General features: G+C 63.5%; 16 protein-coding genes. 2 read left to right on the top strand and 14 right to left on the bottom strand.

What is annotated here, in order from left to right:
* Positions 1 to 34 precede the first annotated feature (34 nt).
* The gene (locus AC07VU_RS14830; RefSeq protein ID WP_495030068.1) at positions 35 to 817 is read left to right on the top strand and encodes a MipA/OmpV family protein; all 783 of its coding nucleotides are present in this window, start codon (positions 35 to 37) and stop codon (positions 815 to 817) included.
* Between the two features lie 207 nt (positions 818 to 1,024).
* Positions 1,025 to 1,891: a fatty acid desaturase family protein gene (locus AC07VU_RS14825; RefSeq protein ID WP_495030067.1), complete on the top strand. Its 867-nt coding sequence runs from the start codon at positions 1,025 to 1,027 to the stop codon at positions 1,889 to 1,891.
* Between the two features lie 169 nt (positions 1,892 to 2,060).
* Here AC07VU_RS14825 and AC07VU_RS14820 read toward each other — a convergent pair whose 3' ends face one another.
* The 14 genes from AC07VU_RS14820 to AC07VU_RS14755 form a co-directional block, all read right to left on the bottom strand.
* Positions 2,061 to 2,459 (bottom strand): DMT family transporter, encoded by a 399-nt coding sequence (locus AC07VU_RS14820; protein ID WP_007927148.1) that lies wholly within the window; start codon positions 2,457 to 2,459, stop codon positions 2,061 to 2,063.
* Between the two features lie 31 nt (positions 2,460 to 2,490).
* Positions 2,491 to 2,865 (bottom strand): DMT family transporter, encoded by a 375-nt coding sequence (locus AC07VU_RS14815; RefSeq protein WP_053262459.1) that lies wholly within the window; start codon positions 2,863 to 2,865, stop codon positions 2,491 to 2,493.
* Positions 2,862 to 3,782 carry an arginase family protein gene (locus tag AC07VU_RS14810; protein WP_007927145.1) on the bottom strand — a complete coding sequence of 307 codons (921 nt, stop codon included), beginning with the start codon at positions 3,780 to 3,782 and terminating at the stop codon, positions 2,862 to 2,864. Before AC07VU_RS14810 ends, AC07VU_RS14815 begins: the two co-directional genes overlap by 4 nt.
* Before the next feature lie 234 nt (positions 3,783 to 4,016).
* A complete protein-coding gene (locus AC07VU_RS14805; RefSeq protein WP_162136174.1) occupies positions 4,017 to 4,346 on the bottom strand; it encodes a GlpM family protein in 330 nt (109 codons plus the stop codon).
* Between the two features lie 28 nt (positions 4,347 to 4,374).
* Complete coding sequence (gene aauR / locus AC07VU_RS14800) at positions 4,375 to 5,700, bottom strand: two-component response regulator AauR (RefSeq protein WP_124322103.1); 1,326 nt, start codon at positions 5,698 to 5,700, stop codon at positions 4,375 to 4,377.
* The gene (aauS, locus tag AC07VU_RS14795) at positions 5,697 to 7,598 is read right to left on the bottom strand and encodes a two-component sensor histidine kinase AauS (protein ID WP_274304498.1); all 1,902 of its coding nucleotides are present in this window, start codon (positions 7,596 to 7,598) and stop codon (positions 5,697 to 5,699) included. Before aauS ends, aauR begins: the two co-directional genes overlap by 4 nt.
* A gap of 145 nt (positions 7,599 to 7,743) precedes the next feature.
* The gene (locus AC07VU_RS14790; protein WP_007927141.1) at positions 7,744 to 8,478 is read right to left on the bottom strand and encodes an amino acid ABC transporter ATP-binding protein; all 735 of its coding nucleotides are present in this window, start codon (positions 8,476 to 8,478) and stop codon (positions 7,744 to 7,746) included.
* A complete protein-coding gene (locus AC07VU_RS14785) occupies positions 8,475 to 9,146 on the bottom strand; it encodes an amino acid ABC transporter permease (RefSeq protein ID WP_007927139.1) in 672 nt (223 codons plus the stop codon). The genes AC07VU_RS14790 and AC07VU_RS14785 overlap by 4 nt, the downstream gene beginning before the upstream one ends.
* Positions 9,146 to 9,892, bottom strand: coding sequence for an amino acid ABC transporter permease (locus tag AC07VU_RS14780; RefSeq protein WP_007927137.1), 747 nt, complete (start codon positions 9,890 to 9,892; stop codon positions 9,146 to 9,148). Before AC07VU_RS14780 ends, AC07VU_RS14785 begins: the two co-directional genes overlap by 1 nt.
* 189 nt (positions 9,893 to 10,081) lie before the next feature.
* Positions 10,082 to 10,996 (bottom strand): glutamate/aspartate ABC transporter substrate-binding protein, encoded by a 915-nt coding sequence (locus tag AC07VU_RS14775; protein ID WP_009045377.1) that lies wholly within the window; start codon positions 10,994 to 10,996, stop codon positions 10,082 to 10,084.
* Positions 10,997 to 11,432: 436 nt separating this feature from the next.
* Positions 11,433 to 12,971 (bottom strand): glycerol-3-phosphate dehydrogenase, encoded by a 1,539-nt coding sequence (gene glpD, locus AC07VU_RS14770; protein WP_053262455.1) that lies wholly within the window; start codon positions 12,969 to 12,971, stop codon positions 11,433 to 11,435.
* A gap of 296 nt (positions 12,972 to 13,267) precedes the next feature.
* Positions 13,268 to 14,023 carry a DeoR/GlpR family transcriptional regulator gene (locus AC07VU_RS14765; protein ID WP_007922413.1) on the bottom strand — a complete coding sequence of 252 codons (756 nt, stop codon included), beginning with the start codon at positions 14,021 to 14,023 and terminating at the stop codon, positions 13,268 to 13,270.
* A 95-nt stretch (positions 14,024 to 14,118) separates the two neighbouring features.
* Entirely contained in the window at positions 14,119 to 15,624 is a 1,506-nt protein-coding gene (glpK, locus tag AC07VU_RS14760; protein ID WP_009045375.1) for a glycerol kinase GlpK, read from the bottom strand.
* 78 nt (positions 15,625 to 15,702) lie between these two features.
* Positions 15,703 to 16,554: an MIP/aquaporin family protein gene (locus AC07VU_RS14755; protein ID WP_007922415.1), complete on the bottom strand. Its 852-nt coding sequence runs from the start codon at positions 16,552 to 16,554 to the stop codon at positions 15,703 to 15,705.
* Between the last annotated feature and the right edge of the window lie 295 nt (positions 16,555 to 16,849).

Genomic DNA, 16,849 nt, shown 5'->3' with positions numbered 1-16,849 from the left:
GATGCGCGCATCTTCACTTAAGGAAACCCGCGCCATGTTCAGCTTCACACGCTCCGCCCTGCTCGCCGCTCTGCTGTCTCTGGGGGCTGTCTGCGGGGCTTTCGCCGAGGACGGAGGCCAGGATGGTCTGAGCGGCGCGCTGGGCCTGGGCATCGGTTACCAGCCCCATGACCCCAGCGGCAGCCGGCATGACACCGTGCCCTTGCCCTATGTCGATCTGGAGTGGGGCGATGTCAGCCTCGACACCGACGACGGCCTGACCTGGGATGCCTTCAAGGGCAATGGTTTCAGCGCCGGGCCCTATATCAACTACTTGCCGGGACGCAACGCCAACGGCTCGCTGCGCGGCCTGCGGGATGTGCCGAACATGGCCGATGTCGGCGGCTACATCCAATACGCGCCGGACGACTTCTGGCGCCTGTTCGCCTCCCTCGGCAGCGCGGTGGGCGCGGGCTCCGGCCAGGGCGGCCTGCTGGGCAAGGTCGGCGGCGAAATCGGTTATCCCCTGGGCCTGGGGATCATCGGCAGCAGCAACCTCACCGCGCATTTCGCCGACGCCCGGCAGACCCAGACCTTCTTTGGCATCAGCGACGCCGAAGCCCAGGCGACGGACATCGGCCGCTACAGCGCCGGTGGCGGTTTGCAGAACCTGACCCTGACCCAGAACCTGCAGGTGCCCCTGGGCGGCAACTGGTCGTGGATGACCAGCGCCAGCTGGATCCACCTGACGGGCTCGGCGGCCGACAGCACCCTGGTGCGCGAGCGCGGCGAAGTGAACCAGGGCCAGGTCCAGACCGCCCTCAGCTACCAGTTCTGAGGCCGGCCCTGTTGAATCCGTCGCCCCTGTAGCCGCTACCGGAGGCTGCGATCGACTTGGGCGGCACTCCGACGCAGCAGGGGTTGCTCTTGAGGGCCTTCGAAGACCCTTCGGGCCTTATCGCAGCCTGCGGCAGCGGCTACACAAAGCAAGGCTGGTCCGGCCTTTGCAATCACCGCAATGAACCCACTTTTCAGGAAGTTCTTCATGGCTCGTCCCGCTTATCGCCTGCTCGCCCATTCGCTGTGGGACATCGTCCCGATCCTGATGGCCCTGGCGCATTTTTCCTTCGTCCTGTGGCTGGTGCTGGCCTTTCACAGCCTGTCCTGGTGGGTGATCCTGCCGGCGGCGTCGTTGTATGCGCTCAGCCTGTCGTGGAGCATCAACAGCATTTCCCACAACCAGATCCACAACGCCTATTTCAGCCTGCCGTGGCTGAACCGCGGCTTCGATCTGCTGCTGTCGGTGACCATTGGTTTTTCCCAGACCCTGTACCGCGATATCCATAACCGCCATCACCGTGGCAACTCGGATCGGCCCGGCCCGGACGGCACCACGGTCGATCCGCTGTCGATCTACCTGCATGGCCGCAACGGCCAGCCAGACAATGTCTGGGCCTACACCTTCCTGAGTTTTTTCCGCGACGACCCCAAGGCCATCTACCAGGAAATGCAGCGCAAGCGCCCGGCGGACGCGCGTTGGGTCAAGGTGGAAATCGGCGTGACGGTATTGGCCTACGTGGCGCTGGGGCTATACGACTGGCATGCGCTGCTGGTGCTGCTGCCGTTCTGGTACCTGGGACAGTCGCTGTCCTCGCTCAACGGCTACTACGAACACCTGGGCGGCAACCCGGACCTGCCGATCGCCTGGGGCGTGAGTTCCTACAGCTGGCTTTACAACCTGATCTGGATGAACAACGGCTACCACGCCGAACACCACTACCGGCCGAAGATGCACTGGACCCGGGTCAAGGCCTTCCACCGCGAGATCCGCGAACAGCAGCGGGCGGCGGGGGTGAAGGTGATTCCGCTGGCCCATGGCCTGGGCTTTCTGCTGAAACACCCCAAGAGCTGACACCCGCGCACCTGTAGCCGCTGCCGCAGGCTGCGATCGACCGGTACGGTCGTGGCGTTCTGAAGACCGCGAAAGGTTCGGCGGGAGATTGGGAACCAAGGCCCTGCGGGCCTTATCGCAGCCTCGCGGGCTCGGCAGCGGCTACAGGGGCGTTATGCGCCCCCCTATTCTAGGCCTCCTCGCCCTCGGCCAGCAGGGCAATCCCGCCGACGATCACCAGCACGCCGACCCAGTGCAGCAGGCTGATCTGCTCGCCCAGGCCCAGCCAGGAACCGAGCAACACCACCACGAACACCAGCGAACTCAGGGGGAAAGCCAGGGACAGGCTGCTGCGCCGCAGGATCAGCATCCACACGAAGAACGCGCCGATGTAGCAGGCAATCGCCAGCAGCACCCCCGGGTTGACCGCCACCGCGGCCAGCCATTGCAGGTTGAAATCCATCTGGCCCAACTGGTCGCCGCCGACCTTGGTGGCGATCTGGCCGGCGCTTTCGAAGCCGATCAGCAGGGCCCAGAGCACCAGGGTGCCGAGGCGCCCGTGGAGCCAGCCGTGAGTCTGTGCAGTCATGAAATCTTTCCTTGTGAAGCGTTGAGGGGGCTCAGGTGCTGGCGACGCACACCAGCATCACGCCGAGGGTGATGACCAGGGTGCCCAGCCAGCGCCGGCGGCTGACGTGCTCGCCGAGAATCAGCTTGCCGGCCAGGACCACGCCGCAATAGGCCAGGGCCGCCGCCGGAAACAGCAGGCTCAGCGGCGCGCGGGAGAGGGCTTCGAGCCAGACGAAAAACTCGATCACATAGGCGCCGATGCCGCACCACAGCAGCGGCGCGTTGAACACCTGGCCCCAGAAGGCATTCAGGCGAAAACCGCCTTCCAGCTCCGGCAGGCGGTCCAGGCCGAGCTTGAAACAGAGCTGGCCGATTACGTCCAGGACAATGGAAAACGCCACCAGCAAGACAACGGTCAGGGTCACGGGAACAGCTCCTCGAACAGCGCCATCAGGGCTTCGTTGGTGGTCGAATTACGCAGCAGGTCGGCCGCGCTCCAGCGTTCGGCCGGCGGTTGGTCGGAGCGTGCTTCCCAGCGCTTGAAGGCGTTGCTGAAGGCCGGCGCGGCGAATTCGCCGCAGATGTCGATACCGAGGATGCGCTTGCCCGCCGCCAGGCTGCGCAGGGCCTGCAGCAGGTGGCTCAGGCGCATGCCGCCCTGGTCCCAGTTGGTCGCCGCGTCGGCACTGGCCAGCACGTCCTTGTCGATGGTGATCCAGATCGCCTGGGTGGGCAGGCTGGCGATCAACTGGTCGAGGAAGGCTGGCCAGTCGAGCCCGGCCAGGTTGCGCCAGTGCAGGTGGTTTTCCTGCTGCTGGTGCCCGGCGCCGTCGCCGACCCGGCCCCAGACCTTGGAGGGCGCGTGCTCCCAGGGAAACAGCTGCAGCTTGCCGTGGCGCAGCGCGCCGAGGTTGCCGCCGCGCAGCTGCGGGTTGTGCAGGTCGTCGCTGCACGGCCCGAGGGTGACGATGCGCTGGATGTGCGGCAGCTGCAGCGCCCGGTTGACCCAGGAACCGCAGTGCCGGCGCGGCGCGAAGCGCACCCAGTCGGGGTGGTTGTCGAAGTGGATCAGGCTGACCGGCTGTTGCAGGTCGGCGAGGAAGGCCGGGGTCAGGTGGTGGTAGTCACCGGAGCCGACAAAGAAGATTTCCGGCTGCGGGCCGCTGTGGGCGGGCCTTTGCCGCAGGCGCTCGGTGAAGTGGCGGTAGGTGCGTTCGGTGGACCAGAGCCGCAGTTTCGGGCCCAGGTCCAGCAGGTCCAGGCGTCGCGCCTGGCCGCTGCGCAGCCGGCGTTGGACAGGCTCCTGGGCGGTCAGGCTGTGGTCGAGATCGAGAATGTTCAAAGCAGGATTTACCCATGGCAGCGCCCCTCGGAAAAGCCTGCGTCACAGGTCGCAAACGCAGGCAGAGCGGGCTTTACAGGGTAAATGCAAGGGACGGGCCAGGGCGCTGAACGGCACCTGTAGCCGCTGCCGGGCCCGCGAGGCTGCGATCGCCCCCGCAGGGGCCGCAGAGGTCTTGAGATCGCTGAAGACCTTCGGCCTTATCGCCGCCTGCGGCAGCGGCTACAGGGGGAGTCAGGCGTGGACGCGGACCCAGACGCTGACCAGCACGGTGGCGGCCATCAGCCAGGCCACCGCGGCCACTGCCAGGGAGGCTTCCAGGCGCAGGCGGTCGACCATTACATAGAGGGTCGCCAGGTACACGAAGTAGGGAATGATCGACCACATGCCGAACAGGATTGTGGTCTTCAGGTCGTCGATGGAACGGCCCTTGCCGACGATGTAGTGGGCGATCAGGGCGAAGGTCGGGAACAGCGGCACCAGGCCGGCGATGTAGTAATTCCGGGTCTTGGCCAGGGCGGCAAGGATCACCACCACGGCGGCGCCCAGGCAGGCTTTGAGCAATAAATCCACGGTACTTCTCGCAGTCTGGTTAGTGGCTCAGGCCGTATTTCTTGACCTTGTCGAACAGCGTGGTCTTGGCCATGCCCAGTTCCTGGCTGGCCTGGGTCAGGTTGCCGCCGCTGCGTTGCAGGGCGTCGCCCAGCAGGTTGCGCTCGAAGGCCTCGACCGCCTCGGCAAAGCCCAGGCCCTGCGCGGCGTTGCCGCTGGACTTCTTGAACGCCGGGAGGCCCAGGGCAAAACGTTCGGCGACGTTGCGCAACTCGCGCACGTTGCCCGGCCAGTCGTGGCTCATCAGGTTCGACAGGGTCTGGTTGTCCAGCTCCGGCGCGGCGCGGTCGAAGCGCAGGGACGATTGCTGCAGGAAGTGTTCGAACAGCTGCAGGATGTCCTCGCGACGCTCGCGCAACGGTGGCAGCTCCAGGGTCACCACGTTCAAGCGGTAATACAGGTCGCTGCGAAACTGGTTGGCGCGCCCCAGTTCGTCGAGGTCGGACTTGGTCGCCGCGATCACCCGGCAATCCACCGCCACGCTCTGGTTCGAGCCCAGGCGCTCCAGGGTGCGCTCCTGCAACACCCGCAGCAGTTTGATCTGCAGGTTCATCGGCATGCTTTCCACTTCGTCGAGGAACAGCGTGCCTTCGTGGGCGTGCTCGATCTTGCCGATGCGCCGCTTGCCGGCGCCGGTGAAGGCGTTGGCCTCGTGGCCGAAGATCTCGCTTTCGAACAGGTTTTCCGGCAGGCCGCCGCAGTTGAGGGCGACGAACTGGTGGGTGTGGCGGCGGCTGAAGTCATGCAGGCAGCGGGCGACCAGTTCCTTGCCGGTGCCGGTCTCGCCTTCGATCAGCACGTTGGCCGAGGTGTCGGCGACGTTGGCGATCAGCTCCCGCAGGTGCTGCATGGCCGGCGAACGGCCGATGATCCGTCCTTCGAGGGAGTCGCGCTCGGCCAGCTGGCGGCGCAGCGACGACACTTCCCGGGCCAGCCCGCGCTGCTCCAGGGCACGGCGGGCGACCTCCACCAGGCGCTCGGGGGAGAAGGGCTTTTCCATGAAGTCATAGGCGCCTTTCTGCATGGCGCCGACGGCCATGGAGATATCGCCGTGACCGGTGATCAGCACCACCGGCAGGCTGCGGTCGCGGGCCTTGAGGCGGGTCAGCAGTTCCAGGCCGTCGATGCCCGGCAGGCGGATATCGCTGATGACGATCCCGGCGAAGTTGTCGCCGACCCGCTCCAGGGCTTCTTCGGCGCTGCCGACGCCGACGCAGGGAATGTCTTCCAGGGCCAGGGCCTGCTGGCAGCCGAGCAGGACATGGGGGTCGTCTTCGACGATCAGGACGGTAAGGTCGTTGTTCATAGCGGCTCGGCTTGTGTAGGGCTGACCAGGGGCAGGCTGAGGACGAAGGCGGTGCCGCCGTCGGCCGGGTGCTCGACGCCCAGGTTGCCACCCGTGGCGGCGGCCAGGCTGGCGGACAGGGTCAGGCCGAGGCCCAGGCCCTGTTCGCCGGGTTTGGTGGTGAAGAAGGGTTCGAACAGATGCTTGCGCGCCTCGGCGTCGATGCCGTGGCCGTTGTCGCGCACCCGCAGGCGGTATTTGCCTTCGACGCTTTCGCCTTCCAGCCACAGCTCCGGCCGCGGCTGGGCCTGCATGGCGTCCAGGGCGTTGCCGATCAGGTTGACCAGGATCTGCTCCAGGCGGGTCTGGTCGATCCTTACCTGGACTTCGCTGAAGTCGCGGTGCAATTGCAGCGGCAGGTTTTCCAGGCGCGCGTTGAGCAGTTGCAGGGCGGCGTCCACGGCCTTGCCGAGGCTGGCTTCGCCCTGGTCCTCACCACGACGGGCGAAGGAACGCAGGCTGGCGGTGATGCGGCCCATGCGGTCGATCAGTTCGTTGATAGTCTTGAGGTTGGTGCTGGCGGTATCCAGGGCGCCGCGCTCGAGGAAACGCACGGTGTTGCCGGACAGGGTGCGCAGGGCGGCCAGCGGCTGGTTCAGTTCATGGGCGATGCTGGTGGACATCTGGCCGATGGCGGCGAGCTTGCCGGCCTGGACCAGTTCGTCCTGGGCGCGGCGCAGGGTTTCCTCGGCCTGGCGGCGCTCGCGGATCTGGCCCTTGAGCCGTTCGTTGCTGGCGCGCAGGTCGCTGGTGCGTTCGGCGATCCGCCGTTCCAGCTGGTTGTTGGCTTCCTGCAGGGCTTCGCGGGCGGCGAGGCGGGTGGCGATGACCTTGCGCCGCTCGTTCCAGGCAATCAGCAGGAAAGCCACCAGGGCAAAGGCCACGGCCACCAGGATGCCCTGGTTGATGGCTTCGCGGCGCAGGTCCTTGAGCGGGGTCAGCAGGGTGAAGTTCCAGGGCGTATCGCTCAGGGGCCGGGTCTGGGACAGGTAGCTGATTTCCTTGTCGTCGGACACCAGCTCGGTGTTGGCCGGGAAGGTCAGCTTCTCCACGCCTTCGGCCAGGCGTTCGCGGGCCAGCGGCTCCAGTTCGTTGAGGGTGAACCAGTAATATTGCAGGCTGCGCGCCAGGCGCTCCTTGGTGTCGTCGCTCAGCGGGCGTACCGAGCGGAGGCGCCGGGCCGGGTCGCTGGAAAGGATGATGATGCCGTTCTCGTCGCTGACGAAGCCTTCCAGGCGGGCGCGTTGCCAGCGTTCTTCCAGGGCCTCCAGGCGCACCTTGACCACCGCCACGCCGATGATCTTGCCCTGTTCTTCCAGGCCGTGGGCCAGGTAGTAGCCGGGCTCGCCGTTGGTACTGCCGATGCCGTAGAAGCGCCCGGGCTGGCCGCGCACGGCATTCTGGAAATAGGCCCGGAACGACAGGTCTTCACCCAGGTAGCTGTCGACGTCGCGCCAGTTGCTGGTGGCCAGCACGCGACCGGTGGTGTCCATCACGTAAATGGCCCGACTGCGGCTGCGCCGGTTCAGGCCTTCGAGGTAATTGTTGACGGTCTGCCGGTGCTCCGCCGTCGGGTCGTTGAGCAGCAGCGACACACTGGATTCGAGTTCCAGCAGGCTGGGCAGGTAGGTGTATTTGCTGATCTCGCTTTCGACCGCGCGGGCGTGCAGTTCCAGCTGGCGTTCGCCGTTCTCGCTGAGGCTGCGGATGCCGTAATGCTCGCTGATCCAGAAGCCGACGTAGCCCAGGCCGATCATCAGCGCGATGACCAGTGGCGGCAGGAACAGGTGGCGGATCAGACGGGGTTTCACGGCGAGTGATGGCGGCGCGGCGCGATAGAGAGTGGGGTCGCATTTCATCACAGATGCCTTGGGTCAACCACTGCACGATTCCTGTAGCCGCTGCCGCGGGCTGCGATAAGGTCCGCAGGACCTTATCCGGATCCGAAGAGCACGTCTCCTTCGGAGCCGATCGCAGCCTGCGGCAGCGGCTACAGGCTGTGCTTTAGTGCTGCAGGATTTTCTCGAGGAAATGCTGCGCACGCTCGGAGCGGGCGTTGATGTCGCCGAAGAATTCCTCTTTCGGGCAGTCTTCGATGATTTTGCCGGCGTCCATGAAGATCACCCGGTCCGCGACCTTGCGGGCGAAGCCCATTTCGTGGGTCACGCACATCATGGTCATGCCTTCGTGAGCCAGTTGCACCATCACGTCCAGCACTTCGTTGACCATTTCCGGGTCGAGCGCGGAAGTCGGTTCGTCGAACAGCATGACGATCGGGTCCATCGCCAGCGCGCGGGCGATCGCCACACGCTGCTGCTGGCCGCCGGACAACTGACCCGGGTGCTTGTGGGCGTGGGCGGACAAGCCGACGCGCTCCAGCAATTGCAGGCCTTTCTTGGTGGCTTCTTCCTTGCTGCGGCCCAGCACCTTGATCTGCGCGATGGTCAGGTTTTCGGTGATGGTCAGGTGCGGGAACAGCTCGAAGTGCTGGAACACCATGCCCACGCGCGAGCGCAGTTTCGGCAGGTTGGTCTTCGGGTCGGCGATGGAGGTGCCGTCGACCACGATGTCTCCTTTCTGGAACGGCTCCAGGGCGTTGACGCATTTGATCAGGGTGGATTTGCCGGAGCCGGACGGTCCGCACACCACGATCACTTCGCCTTTCTTGACCTCGGTGCTGCAATCGGTCAGCACCTGGAAGTCCCCATACCACTTGTTGATGTTCTTGATAGAGATCATACGGCAAACCTTTTTTGCAGACGCTTGACCAGCAGCGAGGCGGCAAAGCTGATTGTGAAATACACCAGACCGGCAACGATCAGGAACTCATTGGAGCGGCCGATGATGTCGCCGCTGGAGCGCGAAGCATTGAGGAAGTCCACCAGGCCCACGGTGTACACCAGCGAGGTGTCCTGGAACAGGATGATGCTCTGCTGCAGCAGCAGCGGGGTCATCTTGCGGAACGCCTGGGGCAGGATGATCAGGCGCATCATCTGGCCATAGCTCATGCCCAGTGCCTGGGCGGCGCCCATCTGGCCCTTGGGAATCGACTGCACGCCGGCGCGGACGATTTCGCAGAAGTACGCCGCTTCGAACATCATGAAGGCCACGATGCACGAGCCGAACGCGCCGATCGGGGTGTCTTCGCCGGTGATCCAGCGCAGCACGAAGGGGACCGCCAGGTAGAACCAGGTGATCACCAGCAGCAGCGGGATGGAGCGGAAGTAGTTGACGTAGACGCCGGCGATGTTCGACAGCAGTTTGCTGTGGGACAAACGCATCAGCGCCAGGATGGTGCCGAGGACGATCCCGCCGACGACGCCCAGGGCCATCAGCTTGAGGGTCATCAGCATGCCGTTCCACAGGCCGGGAATGGCCGGGACGACGCCAGTGAAATCGAATTCCATTATTTGCCCCCCACGGAGATCAGGCCGGGCACCGCGACTTTCTTCTCGACCATGCGCATCAGCAGCATCAGGCTCATGTTCAGGGTGAAGTAGATCAGCGTGGCCAGGGTGAAGGCTTCAAACAGGTTGGCCGAGAACTCGGCGGTCTGCTTGGTCTGCGCCAGCAACTCCATCAGGCCGATCAGCGAGGCCACGGAGGAGTTCTTGAAGACGTTGAGGAATTCCGAGGTAAGCGGCGGAATGATGATCCGATAGGCCTGGGGCAGCAGCACGTTCCAGTAGATCTGCGGCAGCTTGAAGCCCATGGCGCGGGCCGCGGATTCCTGGCCGCGTGGCAGCGCCTGGATACCGGTGCGCACCTGTTCGCAGACACGGGCGGCGGTGAACAGGCCCAGGCACACGACGACGCTCAGGTAGGCCGAGGTGGTCGGGTTGAGGTCCTGCTTGTACCAGTCCTGCAGGTTTTGCGGCAGCAGGTCCGGCACCAGGAAGTACCAGATGAACAGCTGAACCAGCAGCGGTACGTTACGGAAAATCTCCACGTAGACGGTGGCGATGCCCGACACCAGGCGGTTCGGCACGGTACGCATGACGCCCAGGATCGAGCCCAGCAGCAGTGCGACGATCCAGGCTACCACGGCGATGGCGATGGTCCAGCCCAGGCCCGCGATGTACCAGTCGAGATAGGTCTCGCTGCCCACGCCGGTGGACTTGAAGAACACGCCCCAGTCCCAGTTGTAATTCATTAGGGTCTCCCCTCTGATCGATCGATGTACAAGCACCCGCTTGGGGAAATCCGTTCCCGCCTGGATGACGCCCAGGCACACGCGATCGGCTCGACAACCACCGGTTCGAGTGTTTCCAAAAAAAGCCAGCAGGTAGTGACAGGCTCCTGAAAGGGCCGCGCCCTTTCAGGAGACAAGGTTAGTCAGGAATCAGGACTTTTTATCGTCAGCCGCTTTGTCGGTCGGGTTGGCGATCAGGGCCTTGAGCTCGTCGCTCATCGGGAACATCAGGTTCAGGCCTTTTGGTGGAATTGGCGACTGGAACCATTTGTCGTAGATCTTGTTGATCTCGCCCGACTTGAAGGTGGCGACGATGGCGTCGTCCACGGCCTTCTTGAACGGTGCGTCGCCCTTGCGGACCATGCAGCCGTAGATTTCGTAGGATTGCGCGGTACCGGTCACAGCCCAGTCGGTCGGTTTGCGGGCCTTGGCCATTTCACCGGCCAGCAGCGCGTCGTCCATCATGAAGGCGACGGCGCGGCCGCCTTCGAGCATGTTGAAGGACTCGCCATGGTCCTTGGCCGAGATCACGTTCATGCCCATCTGCTTGTCGGCGTTCATCGCCTTGAGGATGCGCTCGGACGTGGTGCCGGCGGTGGTCACGACGTTCTTGCCCTTCAGGTCGGCGAAGTCCTTGTAAGGCGAATCCTTCTTGGACAGCAGACGGGTGCCGATCTCGAAGATGCCGACGGAGAAGTCGACCTGCTGCTGACGCTCGACGTTGTTGGTGGTGGAACCGCACTCGACGTCCACGGTGCCGTTCTGCACCAGCGGGATACGGGTCTGCGAGGTAACCAGGTTGTATTTGACCTTGAGATCCGGCATGTCGAGGTCTTTCTTGATGGCTTCGACGATTTTCAGCTGGATGTCGTGGGAGTAGCCGACTGGAACGCCGGATGCATCCGCGATGTAGGAGAACGGAATGGAAGCGTCGCGATGTCCGAGGGTGATGGTGCCGGAGTCTTTGATTTTCTTCAGCGTGCCGGTGAGTTCGGCGGCGACCACTGGAGTGCTAATCAGAGCAGCAGCAATGGCTGCGCCCAACAGATGGGGAACGATGCGCATCAATATTTCCTCGACATTTGTTTTTTTTATGAAGCCAGTTCGACGGCTCTCTTATACAGCGAATGCCTTGACGGCTCCTGATGTGTGTTGGCCCATCAGGCATTCGTCGAAGAGTGTAGAGCATGAGTCGTGCCAGGCCAGCTGATCCGTATCAAGACCTTGATTTGAAAGGCTATTAAATATTTATGGCGGATATTGTCGGCGGTCTTTATCCGGTTATCCGAATTGACCCGAAAGTCGCGTTCGGAAAACCGAATGCCCAGCAGGGCCGGGCTCATTCCCGTAGGAGCGAGGCTTGCCCGCGATGGCATCACCGCGCTGATCCTGTTGCACCGCGTTGCGCGGATCGCGGGCAAGCCTCGCTCCTACAGACGCTGCTGCCATGAAAAAGCCCCCGGGCCATGTGACGCGGGGGCTTCTTTAATAGGACGGGCGATCAGGCGGCTTCGATCTTCGCCCGGTTCTGCTCGACCTTCTGCAGGTAGTGCTGCAGTTTTTCCTGCTCTGCCGGGGTCGTGAACAGCCCCAGCTTGCTGCGGCGCCACAGGATGTCCTGGGCATTGACCGCCCATTCTTCGCTGCACAGGTAATCGACTTCGCGGGTGTACAGGCCGCCACCCAGGTGCTCGCCCAGGTCGCTCAGGCTGTGTACGCCTTCCAGCAGGCGCCAGGTGCGGCTGCCGTAGCTGGTGGCCCAGCGGCGGGCGATTTCGCTGGGTACCCAGTCGAACTTCTGGCGAATCGCTTCGGCCAGTGCCTGCGGGGTGGTCATGTCTTCGCCGCCGGGCAGGGTCGAGTGGGCGGTCCAGCTCGGCTTGATGCCCTTGAAGAACGGCGTCAGCTGGGCCATGGCCGATTCGGCCAGCTTGCGGTAGGTGGTCAGCTTGCCACCGAACACCGACAGCAACGGCGCTTCGTCGGCATTGCCGGACAGCGCCAGGGTGTAGTCGCGGGTCACGGCCGACGGGTTGTCGGATTCGTCGTTGCACAGCGGGCGCACGCCGGAGTAGGTGTGCACGATGTCCTGGCGGCTCAGCTGCTTTTTGAAGTGGGCGTTGACCACTTTCAGGATGTAGTCGGTTTCGCCTTCGGTAATCGCCACCTTCGCCGGGTCACCGGTGTACTCGCGGTCGGTGGTGCCGATCAGGGTGAAGTGGTTCAGGTACGGAATGGTGAAGACGATGCGCTGGTCTTCGTTCTGCAGGATGTGCGCATGTTCGCCTTCGTACAGCTTCGGCACGATCAGGTGGCTGCCCTGGATCAGGCGGATGCCGTAAGGCGAATCCAGCTTCAGGTCGTCCTTGATGAACTTGGCGACCCATGGGCCGGCGGCGTTCACCAGGGCCTTGGCTTGAATCGAGAACAGGCTGCCGTCGGCGCGCTCCAGGTGCAGGTGCCACATGCCCTTGCTGCGGCGGGCGCTGATGCAGCGGGTCTGGGTGTGCACATGGGCGCCTTTTTCGCGGGCGGCCATGGCGTTCAACACCACCAGGCGGGCGTCGTCGACCCAGCAGTCGGAGTATTCGAAGCCTTTGGTGATCTCGGCTTTCAGCGGGCTGTCGGCACCGAACTTGAGGCTCTTGGAACCGGCGAGTTTTTCCCGCTTGCCCAGGTGGTCATAAAGGAACAGGCCGGCGCGGATCATCCACGCCGGACGCAGATGCGGGCGGTGCGGCAGGACGAAACGCATGGGCTTGACGATATGCGGGGCCTTGGCCAGCAGCACTTCGCGTTCGGCCAGGGCTTCGCGCACCAGACGGAATTCGTAATGTTCGAGGTAGCGCAGGCCACCGTGGATCAGCTTGCTGCTGGCCGAGGAAGTGTGGCTGGCCAGATCGTCTTTTTCGCAAAGGAACACGGACAGGCCACGCCCGGCGGCATCGGCGGCGATGCCGACACCATTGATCCCACCGCCGATCACGGCAATGTCATAAATCTCGGCGAGAGGGGGCGCGGGCAAGGTGGAAGTGGGCATCGACTGGCCTCGTGTTCTTCTGGTATTTGAAATCGAACATTAATGTTCATTTGCGAAAATACTAGCGCAGAAACACGCCGACAGCCAGCGGGATTCGATTGAAAAAACTCATCGAAAGGCGGGGAAAGGAAAATTTACGAACATTGTCGGACGCAAGGCGTCCGCGGCTTACAGAGGAGCAAGCTGTAGCCGCTGCCGAAGGCTGCGATCGCGCCCGAAGGGGGCGCAGGATCTCCAGTTCGCTGAAGGCCTTCGGCCTTATCGCAGCCTGCGGCAGCGGCTACACGGGGAGGGGATCAGACGACTTCCAGGCGAATCTTGTGTTGCTGCAGCAACTGGGTCAGCGCCGGAACCGGCTGCTGGTCGGTGACCAGGCAATCGATCAGGCTGATGGGGCCGAGGCGGATCATGGCATTGCGCCCGAACTTGCTGGAGTCGGCGGCCAGGATCACCTGCCGGGCATTGGCGATGATTGCCTGGGACACCCGCACTTCCTGGTAGTCGAAGTCCAGCAGGCTGCCGTCTTCGTCGATACCGCTGATGCCGACCAGGGCGAAGTCGACCTTGAACTGGTTGATGAAGTCGACGCTGGCCTGGCCGACCACACCGCCATCGCGACGCACATTGCCGCCGGTCAGCAGCACGTCGAAGTCGTCCTTGGCGCTGAGCATGGACGCCACGTGCAGGTTGTTGGTGATGATCTTCAGGTGGCTGTGATTGAGCAGCGCCCGGGCAATGGATTCGGTGGTGGTTCCGATATTGATGAACAGCGAGGCGTGATCGGGGATCTGCGCGGCGATGGCTTCGCCGATGCGTTGTTTCTCGTCGCGCATCTGATCGGCGCGCATGGCGTAGGCGGTGTTTTCGACACTGGAGTCGTAGGCTGCGCCGCCATGGTAGCGACGCAACAGGTTCACTTCCGCCAGTTGGTTGATATCGCGGCGGATGGTTTGCGGTGTAACGACGAACAGCTGGGCCATTTCCTCGATGCTGACATAGCCGCGTTCGCGGACCAGCTCGAGGATTTGCTGCTGACGGGGAGGCAGATTCATGGGGCTTCCTTTGGGCTGCCATGCAAAATTTGCCCATGATGCCGCAGGAATCCGCTCCCGACCAGTTACAACCCGATACGAATCCGCGACCTGGCTTATTCAGCGCCTTCGTGCGGTTCCCAGTCGCGGGTGCGGCTGACGGCTTTTTTCCAGCCGGCGTAGAGTTTTTCCTTCTCGGTTTCGGCCAACTGCGGTTCGAACTCGCGCTCGATCACCGCCTTGCCGCGCAGCTCTTCCAGGCTGCCCCAGAAGCCGCAGGCCAGGCCGGCCAGGTAGGCCGCGCCCAGGGCCGTGGTTTCGCGCATTTGCGGGCGCTCGACCTGGGTGCCGAGGATGTCGGCCTGGAACTGCATGAGGAAGTTGTTGGCGACCGCACCGCCGTCCACGCGCAGGGCCTTAAGGCGTTCGCCGGAGTCCTGCTGCATGGCGTCGAGGACGTCGCGGGTCTGGTAGGCGATCGATTCCAGCGCGGCGCGGATGATGTGGTCCACGCGCACGCCACGGGTCAGGCCGAACAGCGCGCCACGGGCGTAGGGGTCCCAGTACGGAGCGCCCAGGCCGGTGAAGGCCGGGACCAGGTACACGCCGTTGCTGTCCTTGACCTTGCTGGCGAAGTATTCGGTGTCGTGGGCGTCGTTGATGATCTTCAGTTCGTCCCGCAGCCACTGCACGGTAGAGCCGCCGTTGAACACCGCGCCTTCGAGGGCATAAGCCACTTCGCCGCGAGGGCCGCAGGCGATGGTGGTGAGCATGCCGTGCTTGGACTTGACCGCCTTGTCGCCGGTGTTCATCAGCAGGAAGCAGCCAGTGCCGTAGGTGTTCTTCGCCTGGCCCGGCTCGACGCACATCTGGCCGAACAGCGCGGCCTGCTGGTCGCCGGCGATACCGCCGATGGCGATGCCGCTTTTGGTGCGGCCGTAGATTTCCGAGGACGACTTCACTTGCGGCAGCATTTCCCGCGGGATATCCAGCACTTCCAGCATCTTCGCATCCCACTCCAGGGTGTGGATGTTGAAGAGCATGGTGCGCGAGGCGTTGGTGTAGTCGGTGACGTGGGTCTTGCCGCCGGTGAATTTCCAGATCAGCCAGCTGTCGACGGTGCCGAACAGCAGTTCGCCGTTGCGCGCGCGTTCGCGGCTGCCTTCGACGTTGTCGAGGATCCACTTCAGTTTGGTGCCGGAGAAATACGGGTCGGTGACCAGGCCGGTGGTGTCGCGGATGTACTCTTCCAGGCCGTCACGCTTGAGCTGCTGGCAGATTTCGGTGCTGCGGCGGCACTGCCAGACGATGGCGTTGTAGATCGGCCGGCCGGTGGTCTTGTCCCAGACCACCGTGGTTTCACGCTGGTTGGTGATGCCGATGGCGGCGACCTGGTCATGGTGCAGGCCGGCTTGCGCCAGGGCCTCGACCATCACCGCGCTCTGGGTGGCGAAGATTTCCATCGGGTCGTGTTCGACCCAGCCGGCTTGCGGGTAATGCTGGACGAATTCGCGCTGGGCGGTGCACACGACGTTGGCGTCGCGATCGAAAATGATCGCGCGCGAGCTGGTCGTACCCTGATCGAGGGCAATGATGTAGTTCTTATTCTGAATGTCGGTCATGTCGATTGCCTTGGACAAAAATAAGGAAGTGGGCAAGAGGCGCAGGTCGGGGTTGGGCAGGACCTTGCGCCGCCGGTTTCAAGAAGTTCTTACTTTGCCGTCAATGGCTTTTTCGGCATCCGTTGGAGCAGGGGCGACGGTTGGCAGGTGGCGGGCAATCAACCCGCGGTAAGCCACGGCGCCGAGGCAGGCACCGATAATCGGCGCGAAGATCGGAACCAGGAAGTACGGAATGTCGCGGCCGCCGGTAAAGGAAACCTCGCCCCAACCCATGAAGAATGTCATCAGTTTAGGGCCAAAATCCCGCGCCGGGTTCATCGCGAAACCGGTCAGCGGCCCCATGGCGCTGCCGATCACGGCGATCAGCAGGCCGATCAGCAGCGGCGCCATCGGGCCGCGCGGCAAGCCGTTGTTGTCGTCGGTCAGGGACATGATCACGCCCATCAGGATCGCGGTAATCACCACTTCGACCAGGAACGCCTGGGCGGTGGACAGCGCCGGGTTGGGATAGGTGGAGAATACCGACGCCAGTTCAAGGCTGGCCTGGGAGCCGCGGACCATCTGGTGGGCTTGTTCGTAATCGAAGAACAGGTTGCTGTACAGCGTGTAGACCAGCAGCGCCGCGCAGAAGGCGCCGGCGATCTGGGAGACGATGTAGAACGGCAGTTTGCGTTTCTCGAAGTCGGCAAAGATGCACAGCGCGATGCTGACCGCGGGGTTGAGGTGCGCGCCGGAAACGCCGGCGGTGAGGTAGATCGCCATGCTCACGCCGATCCCCCAGATGACGCTGATTTCCCACAGGCCGAAGCTGGCGCCCGCGACCTTGAGCGCGGCGACGCAACCGGTGCCGAAGAAGATCAACAAGGCTGTACCCAGGAACTCGGCCATGCACTGGCCGGAGAGCGACGGTTGTTGTAACGCAGTTGTCATGGAAAACCTCGGTTTTTGTTGTTGTCTGGCACTGGCGTGAAGGGCGCCGAGCGCGATTTTCACCGTCGGCAGGATCCCCATCCTGGACGCGGCTTACTGCTGGGTACGGCTGTTGGATCTACCACATGATATTCGCAAACGAAAAAATATAGACAAGAAACATTACTGTCAAAGGTCGAAAGTGAACCGTTAGTCATTTTATAACTATCAGTCGTGTGAATGATCCTGCGGGAAGCGCATGGGTTTTGCGCAAAAGGCGCAGCCAGCCTGGTGCCGACGGCTGCCGGAACTGAGG

Source organism: Pseudomonas sp. GW821-FHT02B10 (genome assembly GCF_059421865.1).
This window is presented reverse-complemented; position numbering and strand designations above follow the sequence as displayed.